At 39.8% G+C, this 15,005-nt stretch carries 15 protein-coding genes and 2 riboswitches; of the genes, 12 read left to right on the top strand and 3 right to left on the bottom strand.

Going from position 1 to position 15,005, the window contains the following annotated elements:
- Position 1: 1 nt before the first annotated feature.
- Together ccoS and ACM40_RS00480 are read right to left on the bottom strand one after the other, a co-directional pair.
- Entirely contained in the window at positions 2–229 is a 228-nt protein-coding gene (gene ccoS, locus ACM40_RS00485) for a cbb3-type cytochrome oxidase assembly protein CcoS (protein ID WP_040999303.1), read from the bottom strand.
- Positions 230–338: 109 nt separating this feature from the next.
- Entirely contained in the window at positions 339–2,714 is a 2,376-nt protein-coding gene (locus ACM40_RS00480) for a heavy metal translocating P-type ATPase (protein ID WP_048501670.1), read from the bottom strand.
- Positions 2,715–2,803: 89 nt separating this feature from the next.
- On the opposite strand from ACM40_RS00480, the gene ACM40_RS00475 reads away from it, so the two are divergent.
- From ACM40_RS00475 to ACM40_RS00420, 12 genes are all read left to right on the top strand, one after another.
- On the top strand, positions 2,804–3,517 hold the full coding sequence (locus ACM40_RS00475; protein ID WP_048500919.1) for a Crp/Fnr family transcriptional regulator: 714 nt from the start codon (positions 2,804–2,806) through the stop codon (positions 3,515–3,517).
- Positions 3,518–3,579: 62 nt separating this feature from the next.
- Positions 3,580–4,395 (top strand): 3-methyl-2-oxobutanoate hydroxymethyltransferase, encoded by an 816-nt coding sequence (panB, locus tag ACM40_RS00470; RefSeq protein ID WP_040999307.1) that lies wholly within the window; start codon positions 3,580–3,582, stop codon positions 4,393–4,395.
- A gap of 3 nt (positions 4,396–4,398) precedes the next feature.
- Complete coding sequence (locus tag ACM40_RS00465) at positions 4,399–4,719, top strand: hypothetical protein (RefSeq protein ID WP_048500918.1); 321 nt, start codon at positions 4,399–4,401, stop codon at positions 4,717–4,719.
- 3 nt (positions 4,720–4,722) lie between these two features.
- Positions 4,723–5,400: an RluA family pseudouridine synthase gene (locus tag ACM40_RS00460; protein ID WP_048500917.1), complete on the top strand. Its 678-nt coding sequence runs from the start codon at positions 4,723–4,725 to the stop codon at positions 5,398–5,400.
- Between the two features lie 111 nt (positions 5,401–5,511).
- Positions 5,512–5,609: riboswitch (TPP riboswitch) on the top strand.
- 55 nt (positions 5,610–5,664) lie between these two features.
- A complete protein-coding gene (thiS, locus tag ACM40_RS00455; protein ID WP_048500916.1) occupies positions 5,665–5,871 on the top strand; it encodes a sulfur carrier protein ThiS in 207 nt (68 codons plus the stop codon).
- A gap of 24 nt (positions 5,872–5,895) precedes the next feature.
- The gene (gene thiC / locus ACM40_RS00450) at positions 5,896–7,707 is read left to right on the top strand and encodes a phosphomethylpyrimidine synthase ThiC (RefSeq protein WP_048500915.1); all 1,812 of its coding nucleotides are present in this window, start codon (positions 5,896–5,898) and stop codon (positions 7,705–7,707) included.
- Positions 7,704–8,291 carry a thiamine phosphate synthase gene (locus ACM40_RS00445; RefSeq protein WP_048500914.1) on the top strand — a complete coding sequence of 196 codons (588 nt, stop codon included), beginning with the start codon at positions 7,704–7,706 and terminating at the stop codon, positions 8,289–8,291. Before thiC ends, ACM40_RS00445 begins: the two co-directional genes overlap by 4 nt.
- A complete protein-coding gene (locus ACM40_RS00440; RefSeq protein ID WP_083996756.1) occupies positions 8,267–9,016 on the top strand; it encodes a hydroxymethylpyrimidine/phosphomethylpyrimidine kinase in 750 nt (249 codons plus the stop codon). Before ACM40_RS00445 ends, ACM40_RS00440 begins: the two co-directional genes overlap by 25 nt.
- A 2-nt stretch (positions 9,017–9,018) precedes the next feature.
- Positions 9,019–9,633: a thiamine phosphate synthase gene (locus ACM40_RS00435; protein ID WP_083996755.1), complete on the top strand. Its 615-nt coding sequence runs from the start codon at positions 9,019–9,021 to the stop codon at positions 9,631–9,633.
- Positions 9,630–10,409, top strand: a complete 780-nt coding sequence (locus tag ACM40_RS00430) for a thiazole synthase (RefSeq protein ID WP_048500911.1) — start codon at positions 9,630–9,632, stop codon at positions 10,407–10,409. The genes ACM40_RS00435 and ACM40_RS00430 overlap by 4 nt, the downstream gene beginning before the upstream one ends.
- Positions 10,410–10,419: 10 nt before the next feature.
- Positions 10,420–11,538: a 2-iminoacetate synthase ThiH gene (thiH, locus tag ACM40_RS00425; protein WP_048501669.1), complete on the top strand. Its 1,119-nt coding sequence runs from the start codon at positions 10,420–10,422 to the stop codon at positions 11,536–11,538.
- 133 nt (positions 11,539–11,671) lie between these two features.
- A complete protein-coding gene (locus ACM40_RS00420) occupies positions 11,672–12,379 on the top strand; it encodes a HesA/MoeB/ThiF family protein (protein WP_048500910.1) in 708 nt (235 codons plus the stop codon).
- 75 nt (positions 12,380–12,454) lie between these two features.
- Here ACM40_RS00420 and ACM40_RS00415 read toward each other — a convergent pair whose 3' ends face one another.
- Positions 12,455–14,671: an outer membrane beta-barrel protein gene (locus ACM40_RS00415; protein ID WP_048500909.1), complete on the bottom strand. Its 2,217-nt coding sequence runs from the start codon at positions 14,669–14,671 to the stop codon at positions 12,455–12,457.
- Positions 14,672–14,792: 121 nt separating this feature from the next.
- A riboswitch (SAM-I-IV-variant riboswitch) is annotated at positions 14,793–14,891 on the top strand.
- Positions 14,892–15,005 lie beyond the last annotated feature (114 nt).

Raw genomic sequence — 15,005 nt, 5'->3', positions numbered from 1 at the left:
ACTATTCACTTTTTTCTTCAATTTTATTATTCTCTCCTATCTTTTTATCGTCTTTATTTTTGTCGCCGCTTTCCTCCTTTTCCTTGATTTCTCCATTATCAAAAAGGATTCTGACAGCCGGAGATTCATCATCTTCAAACTGTCCTTTTCGGGCATACACTATAAATACGACCAAGAAAATCGCAGCTAAAGAAACACTGCAAAGGATCATTAAATATAGAATATCCATTGGACAACAAAATTAACCTATTTTCGGGGTTCAAATTTAGTGAAAAATAATGACATTCATCAATAAATGCCGATTTCAGCTAATTTAAAATCAGTCTAAATAAGGGCGTTTACGCCTGTTTTTTGAAATATTTCCGGCCCAGAATCCAGGTGGAAAGTGTAGTGAATGTTACTACCGTAATAGAGCTGATTGGCATGAGGATTGCTGCGAAGAGCGGATGCATATGGCCTGTAACTGCGTAACTTAAACCGACGATATTGTATAGAAAACTGATTATGAATGTCATTTTTACAATAGTGATCGAGCCTTTACATACATTCAGGTAATCATTCAGGGTAACCACTTTGTCCCCGTTCATAATGACGTCAGAAGAAGGGGTAAAGCTGTTCGTATCATCTGCAATAGCGATTCCCACATTGCTTTGTTTTAAAGCTCCCGCGTCATTCAGTCCGTCACCAAGCATGGCAACTTTCATATTCTGATCCTGAAGACCTTTGATGTAATTAAGCTTGTCTTCCGGGCTTTGGTTAAATGCCATGCCTTTATAATTCGGGATAAGTTCTTTAAGCTGGCTCTCTTCGGAAGAATTGTCGCCGCTCAGGATGAATATTTTATAATTCGTAAGCTTGGTAAACAGTTCTTTTAATTTCGGACGGTATTCATTCTTAAAGATAAATTTGCCCAAAAATTCTCCATTTCTACTGATGTAAACCGCTGTTTCAAGATTTTTTGGCTCCTGATCATTGTAACGGGCGGAACCGATCTTGTAAACGCTTCCCCGTATGCTTGCCTCATAACCTTTTCCGGAAATTTCCCGGAAATGTTCAACAGGGAAATAATTGTCCGCGACCTCTATGAATTCATAAAGAGATTTCGAAAGCGGGTGGTTGGAGTTTTTTAATAAGGTTTTGATATTCAGTTCATCAAATTCATTTATCTCGTGGCCTTCATACCTGATATTCGATTTTTTTCTATGCGTAATAGTTCCCGTTTTGTCAAAGACAATTGTGTCCAGTTTTGCAATCTTCTCAATCGTTAAAGTATCTTTTACATAAAACTTATTACGGCCCAGTATTCTCATAATATGCCCGAACGTAAACGGTGCAGACAGTGCCAGGGCGCAAGGGCAGGCGATGATAAGAATAGCCGAAATAACCTGGAACATGATTTTCAGATCAATGAAAGCCCAGTAAATCCCCGAAACTAATGCAATGCCTAAAATAATGAATGTGAAATATTTGCTGACATTGTTAGTTAACGTGTCAAGGCCTGTTTCGTGTTTCTTAAAGGCTTCCTTGTTCCAAAGCTGGGTAAGGTAGCTCTGGTCAACATCTTTGATGACCTCCAGTTCCAATGAAGAGCCGATTTGCTTTCCTCCTGCGAATATCTTGTCACCCGGCTGTTTGCTGATGCTTTCACTTTCTCCTGTAATAAAGCTGTTGTCTATATTTCCTTCACCATTGATCAAAATAGCATCCACCGGAATAATTTCCTGGTTTCTTACCAAAATCCTATCTCCAACTTTAATTTCCGAAAGAAGAATGTTATCCTGTTTTCCTTCAAAGTCTACCTTGGTTACTGCAATAGGGTAGAATGATTTGTAATCTCTGTCATAAGATAATGCGCTGTACGTTCTTTTCTGGAAAATTTTCCCCATCAGCATGAAGAAAAGCAGGCCGCATAACGTGTCGAAATATCCAGGTCCGTAATCGGTAACCACTTCATAAATACTTCGCCCAAAAAGAACTAAAATTCCCAGAACAATAGGAACATCAATATTAACGATCTTATTTTTTAACCCGTACCATGCTGATTTATAATAATCTGAAGCAGAATAAAATACCACCGGGCATGCAAGAAGGAACATCAAAGTTCTGAAAAGTCCCTTATAATGCTCCATCCAGTAATCTTCACCTCCTACATATTCAGGGAAGGCAAGAAACATCCCGTTTCCGAATGCGAACCCGGCAATGGCAAATTTGATGAGAAGGGATTTATCGAGGTGATCTACATTTTTATCGGCTGTTTCAAGGCTGATAACAGGTTTATAACCCAGATTGGTTAAGAAATTAGCTAGTTCACTTAATTTAAGATCGTTATGATTGAATGAAATCTGTAAAGTCTTTCTGGTGAAATTGACCTGTGAATAATTGATGTGCTCGTTCAGGGTGTGAAGGCTTTCCATAAGCCAGATACATGAAGAACAGTGAATTACAGGGATTTTAAAAGTAACAAGGCTGGTCTTTCCTTCCGAGAAATCAGTAATTTTTTCGAAGATTTCAGGGGTGTCAAGATATTCAAATTGGGAAGAGCTCTCATCAGGACGAATTCCTGCTCTTTTGTTAAGTTCGTAGAAATTAGTTAAATTATTGATATTCAGAATTTCGTAAACAGACTTGCAGCCGTTGCAACAGAAAGTCTTTTCATCGAATAAAATTCGCTCCTTTTCTATACCTTGACCACAATGAAAACAGTTCTCGCTCACCACCATAAAATATTGAACTACAAAATTATAACAAATTTTTTTGTTTATCGCGTTAAAATGTTCTATTTTTGTGATAAATGTCATATAAAATGTCGCAGGAACAACAGATTGCAATTGAAGAGAGGTTCGCCAGAGTTTTTAATGATAAATCATTTAAGGAAAGACTTTCTAGCACTGATTTTGAAAAATATATTAGCAGTAAGAAAAAATTAAGTTTTCAAAAGCACGACACCATTTTCGAAGACGGGGAAACGCCAAAAGGAGTATACGTTTTAGAAAAAGGAGCCGCCAAGCTTTCAAAGTCCGGAGCTTTTGGAAAAGACCAGATCCTAAGATTTATCAAAGAGGGGGATATTATCGGCTATCGTTCATTACTTTGCGGGGAAAATTTCCAGGCAAAGGCTGAGGCTATGACAGACATTGAATGCATTTTCCTTCCGGCAGATGTTTTCATGTACCTTCTGGAAGTAGATCCGCAGCTTTCTTTTGCCATGCTTCAGAAGATCTCTTACGAATTAGGAGAATCATCCAATACCATTACTTTCCTTGCCCAGAAAACAGTAAGGGAAAGACTGGCGGAAATCCTGATTCTACTGGAACAGAAATTAGGGGTAGATCCTGAAGGCTTTATCAAAATTTCGCTCACCAGGGAAGAAATTGCCAACATTATTGGTACCGCCACCGAGAGTGCCATCCGTTTGATCTCCGAATTCAAACAGGATAGTCTGATAGAAGTGGACGGAAGAAACATCAAAATTCTAAACCACGACAAATTGATGAAACTAGGTCACGTAGTTTTATAACAATCATACAAAATTTAAGTCGGCGAAAGCCGACTTTTTAACTTTTAAAAAATAGATAAATTATGTCTGTTCACTCTGAAATTAAAAAAGTTACGACTGAAACCTTGCGCAAAATGAAATTCGACAAGGAAAAAATAACAATGCTTACTGCATACGATTTTACCACTGCCAAGATGGTGGATGCAGGAGGAGTTGATGCCATTTTGATCGGAGATTCTGCTGCAAATGTTATGGCCGGCTTTGAAACTACGTTGCCCATCACATTAGACCAGATGATTTACCATTCTCAAAGTGTGGTTAGAGGAACTGACAGAGCTCTTGTAGTAGCAGACCTTCCTTTCGGAACTTATCAGAGTAATCCTGAAAAAGCATTGGAGTCTGCAGTGAGAATGATGAAGGAAGGAGGAGCACATGCTGTAAAAATTGAAGGAGGAAAAGAGATTTCTAAATCTATTAAAAAAATCATCAACGCAGGAATTCCGGTTATGGGACATTTAGGATTGACTCCACAGTCGATCTATAAATTCGGAACTTATAAAGTAAGAGCCAAAGATGAAGCGGAAGCTGAGAAATTAATTTCTGATGCTCAGCTTTTAGAAGAATTGGGCTGTTTTGCAGTTGTTCTGGAGAAAATTCCTGCTGACTTGGCTAAAAAAGTATCCGAGAGTATTTCTATTCCCACTATCGGAATTGGAGCAGGCCCTGATTGTGACGGACAGGTCCTTGTATATCACGACATGGTTGGAATGAACAAAGGTTTCAGCCCGAAATTTTTAAGAAGATACCTTGATCTTTACACAGAAATTACAGGAGCTGTTGCCCAATACGTAAAAGATGTAAAAAGTGTGGAGTTCCCTAATGAAAATGAAAGCTATTAATTAATGCAGAATCAACAGACTATTCAGGGGATTTTATCAATTGCAGCACTAGTTTGTCTTGCTGCGGGCTGGTTTAATCTGTTTTCTCCGGAAATTAATATTATTCTGTCAAGAAAAGTTTTTTATTATTTGATAGGAGCCAGCTTTTTTGTTCAGGCCCCTTTACTGACCAATAAAAATTTCACATACGCGATGTACGCGGCGGCATTGCTCTGTATAGTCGGGGCAACTTTACCGGAGGATTCTAAGCTTTCGATTCTTAAAACAATCGGTTTGCTTGGCGGAATCGCACTTTCTTTTACCAGCAGGCCAAAGCGTATATAAGGTATGGAGGAACAGATTGTATATGAAGACAACCATCTTTTGGTGGTCAACAAAAAAGTAGGACAGCTTGTTCAGGGCGATAAAACCGGTGATGAATCTTTGCTGGAGTCCATTAAAAATTTTATAAAAAAAAGAGATGCCAAGCCCGGAAATGTTTTTCTCGGTTTGGTTCACCGTATAGACCGGCCTACTTCAGGGCTGGTTATTTATGCCAAAACTTCCAAAGCACTTTCCCGTCTTACACAGATGGTAAAGAACAGGGAGGTTAAGAAAACGTACTGGGCAGTTGTGGGAAAAGAAATGATCCCCCAGAGCCAGAGGCTTGTTCATTACCTGAAAAAGAATGAAAAGAATAATAAGGCCATTGTTTTTCCTAAAGCAACAGAAGGGGCAAAAGAAGCCATCCTGACTTACCATGTGATTAAAACACTTGATAATTATATGCTTCTTGAAATTGATCTTGAAACCGGAAGACATCACCAGATCCGCGCCCAACTGTCCAAGACCGGGATTCCGATAAAAGGAGACCTGAAATACGGAGCTCCCCGCTCCAATCCGGATGGAGGAATCAATCTTCATGCACGGAAACTGGAATTTATTCATCCCGTCACTAAAGAAAATATTGAAATTATAGCCCCGGTCCCGCAGAATGATGCGATATGGAGAGCTTGTGAAGAATAAAATGATCCTGCAATTTTTTGCAGGATTTTTTATATAAATTTTGATAACAACTCCGGGCCCTTGTTTTTTTGAAACTTAATTTTGCCCATTCTGAAAAAATGTCTAACTTCGTCACAACTTTAGGGGTGTCTGTAGACATACAGACTGAGACTTTACCCTTTGAACCTGATCTGGATTATACCAGCGTAGGGAAAAGTAAATGACTTTTGCTGTACATTCTATTGTACAATAAGAGCCATTCCTAAAGTATATAAAAAATTAGGAATGGAACTTACAATCAACCACACAACGAAAACATTTGAAGTACTTCCGGACAATCTGGAAGCACTGATGGCTATGGAAATACCCGGAAAGAAAAAAGGCATTGCTGTAGCTCTCAACAATCGTATTATTCCACTGTCCGCCTGGGCAGAAACTCTCCTTAAAGACAAAGATTCAGTTTTAATCATTACGGCCACTCAGGGTGGATAATTCTTACTAATAAAACAAAAACTTATGGCTCATTCAATCACCTGTTCGCCATTTCCGAACGCCAGGAAAATTTACGTTGAAGGAAAAATACATCCTGTCAGCGTAGCAATGCGTGAGATTTATCTCAGTCCTACTAAGCTTAGCAATGGAACTTTGGAAGATAATCCTCCGGTAACCATTTATGATACTTCGGGCCCCTACACGGATGAAAATGCATCCATTGACATCATGAAAGGACTCCCGAGAATCAGGGAGCAATGGATCCTGGACAGAAAAGATGTGGATATTCTGAACGGAATCACCTCAGAATACGGGAAAGCCCGCCTCGCAGATTCACGTCTTGATGACCTGCGTTTTGCCTACGATCACAAACCGAAAGTAGCAAAAAAAGGTTTCGAACTTACCCAGCTCTATTACGCAAAACAGGGAATCGTTACTGCTGAAATGGAATATGTAGCGATCAGGGAAAACCAGAGGATTGAGCAGCTGGAATCCGTTTCCAGTGAAATGGCATGCCAACATCCCGGAAACAGTTTTGGAGCCAATACCCCCAAAAGTAAAATCACCCCGGAATTTGTAAGGGATGAAATTGCTGCCGGAAGAGCGATCATTCCGAATAATATCAACCACCCGGAAAGTGAACCGATGATCATCGGACGTAATTTTCTGGTTAAAATTAATGCCAATATCGGGAACAGTGCCGTTTCATCCAGTATCGAAGAAGAGGTGGAAAAAGCAGTTTGGGCATGCCGTTGGGGTGCAGATACTATCATGGATCTTTCCACAGGAAAAAATATCCACGAAACAAGAGAGTGGATCATCAGGAATAGTCCGGTTCCTATTGGTACCGTTCCTATTTACCAGGCATTGGAAAAGGTAAAAGGAGTTCCGGAAGATCTTACCTGGGAAGTTTTTAAAGATACCTTAATTGAACAGGCAGAACAGGGTGTATCCTATTTTACTATTCATGCCGGAGTTTTATTAAGATACATTCACCTTACGGCTAAAAGAGTAACAGGAATAGTTTCAAGAGGAGGTTCTATCATGGCAAAATGGTGTCTTTATCACCATAAAGAAAACTTTCTGTACACCCATTTCGAAGAAATCTGCGAAATCATGAAGAAATATGATGTGGCCTTTTCTCTGGGAGACGGTCTACGTCCGGGATCTATTGCCGATGCCAATGATGCCGCACAGTTTGCAGAACTGGAAACTTTAGGTGAGCTAACGAAAATTGCATGGAAACATAATGTACAGGTGATGATTGAAGGTCCCGGACACGTACCTATGCATATGATCAAGGAAAATATGGATAAGCAGCTGGAAGTATGCCAGGAAGCACCGTTTTACACTTTAGGACCTTTAACAACAGATATTGCACCGGGCTACGACCATATTACTTCCGGAATAGGAGCTGCAATGATCGGCTGGTTCGGATGTGCAATGCTTTGCTATGTAACCCCGAAAGAACATTTGGGCCTTCCCAACAAAGAAGATGTAAAAGTAGGTGTTATCACTTACAAATTAGCTGCCCATGCTGCAGATCTGGCAAAAGGTCATCCCGGGGCACAATACAGGGACAATGCTTTAAGTAAGGCCAGGTTTGAGTTCCGTTGGGAAGACCAGTTCAATCTTTCATTAGATCCGGATACGGCCAGAGCTTATCATGACGAAACGCTTCCGGCAGAAGGTGCTAAAATTGCCCATTTCTGTTCTATGTGTGGTCCGAAATTCTGCTCTATGAAAATCACTCAGGAGATTCGCGATTCTGCAGAAAAAGGAATGCTGGATAAATCCCAGGAATTTATTGAAAAAGGTAAAGAGATTTATATATGATCCTGGTGATCACTCCTGAAACAATGGTTCAAAACGAGACAGAGGTCATCAACCAAATGTTTAGGGAAGGATTGAATCTGCTTCATATAAGAAAGCCTAAGATAAACCGGGAAGAAATGAAAAATTTCCTGTGCCGTATTGATGAGGAATTTTATCCTCAATTGGTACTGCACGGATATTATGATTTAGGGAAGGATCATCATATTTCCCGGTTTCATTTCAGAGAAGCAGACCGGAATGCCGGCATTTATAAGTCTTATGCCGGGAAAAATATTCTTTCCACTTCGGTTCACGATATGGAAACGTATAATGAGCTGGAAAAAGAATGGGAATATTCATTTTTCAGTCCGGTTTTTCCAAGTATTTCTAAAAGAGGCTATGGGAAAGATTCATCTTTAATGGAAGAACTGAAATATAGAAATAACCAAAGAGTAAAATTAATTGCGTTGGGAGGAATTAACGAAAACAATATCTGTAAAGTGTTCGAAAACAGAGCAGACGGGGCGGCACTGTTAGGCGCAGTTTGGAATAGCAATCAGCCATTAAATACATTTAAAAAATGCAGACAGAACGTCCTTTTGTGATGAGCATTGCGGGATTTGATCCTTCAGGTGGTGCAGGTGTTTTGGCTGATATAAAAACATTTGAACAGCTTGATGTGATGGGACTGGGCGTTTGCACGGCGATGACTGTTCAGACGGAATCCCGGTGTTTAAGCATAGAGTGGCGGCCTTTGGACGAAATCATAACGGCTATAGATATTTTGATGAAAGATTACCCTGTTGAAGCCGTAAAAATCGGAATAGTAAAAGATACATTATTCCTGGAAAAGATTGTAGAAAAAATACGATCGCATCATGCAGAAATAAAGATCATTTGGGATCCGGTATTAAAAAGTACTTCAGAGTTTTCTTTTTTTGACCTGGAAAGCTTACCGCTTTTAACAGATGTTTTAAAGCAGATTGACCTTATTACACCTAATTATAATGAGTATAATGTTTTACAGCAACATGACCTTTTCAATACATCAGGGAATTCCTGTGCTGTGCTGGTTAAAGGAGGTCATAGAAATGATAAAACAGGTACGGATATCCTGATCTGCCGGGGAAAAGAAATCTCGCTGGAACCAGGTCAGAAAGATTCTTCCGGCTTTTATCCCAAACACGGTTCAGGATGTGTGCTCTCTTCTGCCATTACAGCTCACCTTGCTAAAGGAGAAAACCTTGAAGCAGCCTGCAGGAAAGGAAAATTATACATAGAGAAATTTTTAAAAAGTAACCCTTCTTTACTGGGTTTTCATTCAACTTAATCATGGAAAAATTACAATACATATCTCAGGGACAGACAAAAGAAGAGCAGGAAAATAACATCCGTAAAGCTTTGGACCATGGCATACAGTGGGTGCAGGTCCGTTGGAAAAATGCTGATGAAGCCGAATTTTTTCACCTCTGTGAAATTTCAAAGCAGCTTTGCTCAGAATATCAGGCCGTTTGCATTATTAATGATCATGTACAGATGGCAAAAGATATGGATGCGGACGGAGTTCATTTAGGATTAAAAGATACATCCATTGAAACGACGAGACTCATTCTGGGGAACCATAAAATCATCGGAGGAACAGCTAATACCATTTCAGATGTCCTGCAAAGAATAAATGAACCCTGTGATTATATTGGTTTAGGGCCTTTGAGATTCACTTCCACCAAGGAGCAGCTGAGCCCGATTTTGGGTTTTGAGGGCTATCGAGATATCATTGGAAGTTTAAAAGCACAATCAATAGACATTCCAAAAATATACGCAATAGGAGGCGTTGTACTTGAGGATATTGAACTTCTTCGGCAAATTGGAATATATGGAGCTGCGGTTTCGGGAGAAATTACCAGCCGCCCGGCTGTCATCAGTGAATTTAAAAAAGCAATGATATGAATAATCAGAAATTAATAATAGCAGACCGGATTTTTGAATCCAGATTATTTTTAGGAACGGGAAAATTCGGAAGCCTTTCAGAAATGACCGATTCCATTATCGCTTCAGGAAGTGAAATGGTGACCATGGCCTTAAAAAGAATAGATTCGGGATCTTCGGAAGATGGTTTGCTGGAAGCCATAAAACCCGCAAAAGTTCATCTTTTGCCCAATACTTCAGGAGCAAGAACAGCCAAAGAAGCTGTATTGGCAGCGCAGCTTGCGAGAGAAGCCCTGGAAACAAACTGGGTCAAGCTCGAGATTCATCCCGATCCGAAATACCTTCTTCCGGACCCTATTGAAACTTTATATGCAACGGAAGAATTAGCCAAACTCGGATTTATTGTGATGCCATACATCCATGCCGATCCTGTTCTGTGCAAGCGCCTTGAAGATGCCGGAACCGCTGTTGTAATGCCTTTGGGAGCACCGATTGGAACCAATAAAGGCTTAAGAACTCTGGACTTCCTGGAAATTATTATCAGCCAAAGTAAAGTTCCCGTAGTGGTGGATGCCGGAATAGGGGCACCTTCAGACGCTGCAAAAGCGATGGAAATGGGAGCAGATGCTGTACTGGTTAATACCGCCATTGCCGTAGCACACAATCCTGTGAATATGGCTTTAGCCTTTAAAGAAGGAGTTATTGCAGGAAGAAGAGCATATGAATCCGGTTTGGGCGCAATTGCCGATCATGCCGAAGCATCAAGCCCTTTGACCTCCTTTTTATTTGAATCATAAAACAGAAGTAATGAACGGCTTTAAAGATATTTTTGAACGCTATCATTGGGAAGATATAAAAACCCGGCTGGAGAAAGTGACCCACTCCGAAGTGCTGAACAGTCTTCAGAAAAAACATAAAACCCTGGACGACTTCCTGAACCTGATTTCCCCTGCCGCAGCAAAAGAACTTGAACTGATGGCCAAAATGGCCCGCCAGCTTACCCAGAAACGCTTTGGGAAAACCATCCAGCTGTATGCACCGATGTATCTCAGCAATGAATGCCAGAATATCTGTACCTACTGCGGCTTCAGTCTCGATAATAATGTGAAAAGGAAAACTCTTTCTGATACAGAGCTGATGATTGAAGCTTCGGTTTTAAAATCAATGGGAGTCAATCATGTACTTTTGGTGAGCGGAGAAGCCCATAAAACAGTGGGAATTTCTTACTTTTTAAATGCTGTCCGCCTGCTGAGACCTCATTTTGCCAATATTTCAATCGAAGTACAGCCCTTATCCGAAGAAGAATATCTGCAACTGCATCAGGAAGGGGTTTATTCTGTTTTGGTTTACCAGGAAACCTATCATCAGGAAGTTTATAAAGAATATCATCCAAAAGGAAAAAAATCAAACTTCCATTTCAGACTGGATACCCCGGACAGAATAGGAAGGGCCGGAATTCATAAAATAGGATTGGGTGTTTTGCTGGGACTTGAAGACTGGCGCGTAGACAGTTTCTTTAATGCCCTTCACATCGATTATCTTCAAAAGCAATACTGGAAAAGCAAATTTTCAGTTTCCTTTCCACGGCTGAGGCCGGCAGAAGGAATCATTGAGCCTAATTTTATTATGGAAGACAAAGACCTTCTTCAATTGATCTGTGCTTACAGAATCTGGAATGAAGATCTCGAAATCTCAATTTCTACCAGGGAAAATGAAAAATTCAGAGACCATATCATATCATTGGGTGCCACAACGATGAGTGCGGCTTCCAAAACAAATCCAGGTGGTTATGCTGTAGATATTGAATCTCTGGAACAGTTTGAAACCAGTGACGAACGCAGCATGGAAGAAGTGAAGAATATCATCAGAAAGGCAGGCTATGATCCGGTGATGAAAGATTGGGACTCAGCCTATAGCGGAATTTAAAAATTAAAACCATTAAGAAAGTTGAAGTTATTAAGGTTAGTTAAGAAAAATCAATAGATTTTAAATCTTAAAGCAAAGCTCACCTTAATCCTCTTAACATCTTAAAAAATCTTAATGGTTAAAAAATTACAAGATGAGCAAAGATATTTTTGCAAGATACAGCAGGCAGATTTTTATTGAGGAAATTGGTTTGGAAGGCCAGCGGAAAATCATAAATTCCAAAGTTCTTGTGATCGGAGCAGGAGGCCTGGGAAGTCCGGTTATCCAATACCTTGCGGCTGCAGGCGTTGGGAATTTGGGCGTTGCCGATTTTGATGAGGTTGAACTTCACAATCTCAACCGCCAGATTATTCACACTGAAAATACAGTGGGAATCTCAAAAGTAAAAAGCGCGGAACTTTTTGTAAAAAACCTCAACCGTCAGGTGAATTTTACGGGAATTGACGAAAAAATTACCCATTCCAATGCAGAAGAAATCCTTTCGAAGTACGATATTATTGTAGACGGGTCTGATAACTTTACAGCCAGATATTTAATCAACGACACCTGTGTGAATATAGGAAAACCACTGATCTACGGAAGTATACTTGGTTTTTCAGGACAGGTTGCTATTTTTAATTATAAAGGAAGTAAAAACCTCAGGGACCTTTTCCCCGAACCGCCTTCCGATGAAGATGTCCCGGATTGTGACAGCTTAGGGGTTTTGGGAGCACTGCCGGGCATTGTAGGAAGCATGATGGCTCTACAGGTTTTAAAGATCATCACAAAACTTCCTGTACAAGCAAACCAGCTAACCCTTATTGATACCCTGGACTGGAGATTCCAGACTATAGATTTTTAAATTATATTGTTTTTAAATAAATAAGGCAGTAAAATTTCTTTACTGCCTTATTTTATGATTTTTGATTCTAAAAAATTACTGTGCCTGCTGCATAACGCCGCTGTCCTCCTTCTTAGTCTGGTTCAGGATGTTTGGATCTTCCTTGGCCAGTTTATTCTTCGTAGGAATTTTATAATTGATAGAAATTCCAAAGTTTCTCGTATCATACTTACTTCTGATCATTACAGGCTGTCCTTCAGGCGGGTTGGAATACACCTGCATCACCTGTCCGTTGAAAATATCGTTCGCGAAAACAGAAAGGGTAAGGCGGTTGTTCATGAATTTTTTCGTCAACGTAATATCCAGGTTATTATTAAACGGTTTATCTGCTGTGAAATAGAAATACCCGGCTTTTGGCGTCAAATAACTGTAATTGGCCGTCAGCTTGATATCTTTCGGCAGAAGCAACTGGGTCATGATATTAAAGATCCAGAAGCCTTTGTTGTTTAAATTATCAATATCATGCTTCTGGTAACCAGCATACAGATACATGAAATTAATCTTGTCAGGATTAAAATTAAATTTCATGATCTCACTCATCGGCTTGCTGAAAATCATAAAAGGGATAGGAAGCCCTACATTAAAATTGTGAATTTTCATATTCGAGATATTCACCTGCTTATTGTAAAGGTTCTTGCCGTTTTTCATGATGATCTGCGCTACCTGATCTTTGGCAGAACTTACATTGTATCCGATAAAAGCATAATCGAATGCCGAAATTTTCAATTCATAATTATCAAAAATCGTTGGCTGAAGATCCGGATTACCGGTAACTTCCGTATTCGGGCTGGCAAAGATGACATTATTCGGGTTCAGGGCAGAAATGCTTGGCAGTGTGATCTTTTTATTGTAATTCGCTGCAACATACACCTGATTCATCAGGCTATACTGTACGCTTGCATTCGGGAAAAGCTTGAACTTATTAAAAGTGGTTAAATCTCTTTCTATAACAGCATTATCCTTTATAATTCTTGTGATCCCGTAAATATCATAGTTTTCTGCTCTTGCCCCTAAGGTGAAATCAAACTTTTTCAGTTTTGCCTGGAATTCAAGGTAGGTGGAAGCTGTCTGCCTATGATACTCAAGATTGGTAAGGCCTTTACTTTCCGTGTCATAATCCTGTCTTTCATACAAACCACCTAAACTTACTTTTCCACCGTCCAGAAGTTTGATCGGCTGCGAATAATCTATCTTGAAGTTGGCTACCCGCATATCCGACTTATTGTCAAGCACATTTTCTCCGCCTACATTCAGGAAAGGCTGCCAGATATCTGTATAAAAGCCTCTCTGGAAGAAATTGTCCTGGGAGAATTTAGAAGTGGCTTTGGTATATCCGAACTGGAAATCCAGTTTTTGAGATTTGTCACTGAAACGCTTTTGATATGTTACAACTGCTTCTTGCCTCAGGTTATTGGTGTGAGCAACATCAGATGCTTCATAATCGGCTTCCCGGTACTGGATAGGATTTAAGCTTACGGGAATGTCGGCAAGGCCTCTGCTGGCAGTATAGTTGTCATTATTGTTGTGGTAAATATCGTAGTTCAGCAATAATCTGTCCTGTCCAAGGTCAAAAGTCAATCCTGATTTTGCAAAATATCCGCGTCCTATTCTGTCTGTATTGTTATGCAGCAGCACATCCTGATCACCATTCAGCATACTTTCGCGATAATTCTGGCCTACATTCAGCTGCCATCCGAAAAGTTTATTTCTTGCATTCAGATTTAAGGAATTAGTGGTTCTGCTCCTGAATTTGTCGTAATTGGAAAACGAGTAATTTCCCGAATAGGTTGCGGTTAAATACTTATTGGCATTCTTATTTGTAATAATATTCATGATGGCACCTCCTGAGGTAGCCGGATATTCTGCTCCCGGCTGGGTGATCACTTCTATTCTGTCTACCGAGTTGGCTGGCATCCCTTCAAGAAAAGAATTCAGTTCGTTTGAAGTAATGTTTAAAGGTCTTCCGTTCAAGTAAACATCCAGGATTTTTCCCTGGTACATCATTCCGGCGATATCGGTGGAAACCAGTCCCGGAAGCTTTTTGATACCCTCCAGAACATTCCCGTTATTCAGCTGCGGCTGTTCAGAAAAGTCAAAAATAGTACGGTCTGCTTTCTGTTCAACGGCTTTTTTAGTTTTGGTAATGACTACGCCTTCAATCTGTTTCTCCTTGTCTGGGCTGGTATTGGTTTTTTCCTGTGAATAGGCAAAAAAAGACGCCAGCAAAGACAGCGTGAATATAGTTTTTTTCATAATGTTTTTTACTACTATTCAGTTAGACGTAAAAAAAGCTCATTTGTTACGGTGAAATTTGCGAAAAGTTAAAATTTTGGGCATTTATTTTTTTATTTCCGGAATAATTATATCTTTGCCAAGTAATTATCAAGAATCTCATAGATGGGATAGCAACCTGCAAAAACAAGCAAGGTGCTGAAATAGATAAGCCGGTATGCCCGGAAAAAATGTTTATTCTCTATTTTCTTCCCATCTTGACATTTTTGTTTTAAAAATAAAATCAATGTTTAAAGACAAGGGAAACCACAAGACCCATTTAAAATTTCGTTTCTCAGATCATGAAGTGCCACTT

This window comes from Chryseobacterium sp. BLS98, from assembly GCF_001045445.1.
In the GTDB taxonomy this organism is placed as follows: Bacteria; Bacteroidota; Bacteroidia; order Flavobacteriales; family Weeksellaceae; genus Chryseobacterium.
Note: the sequence above shows the minus strand (reverse complement) of the source record. Positions and strands in the feature narration are given on the sequence as shown.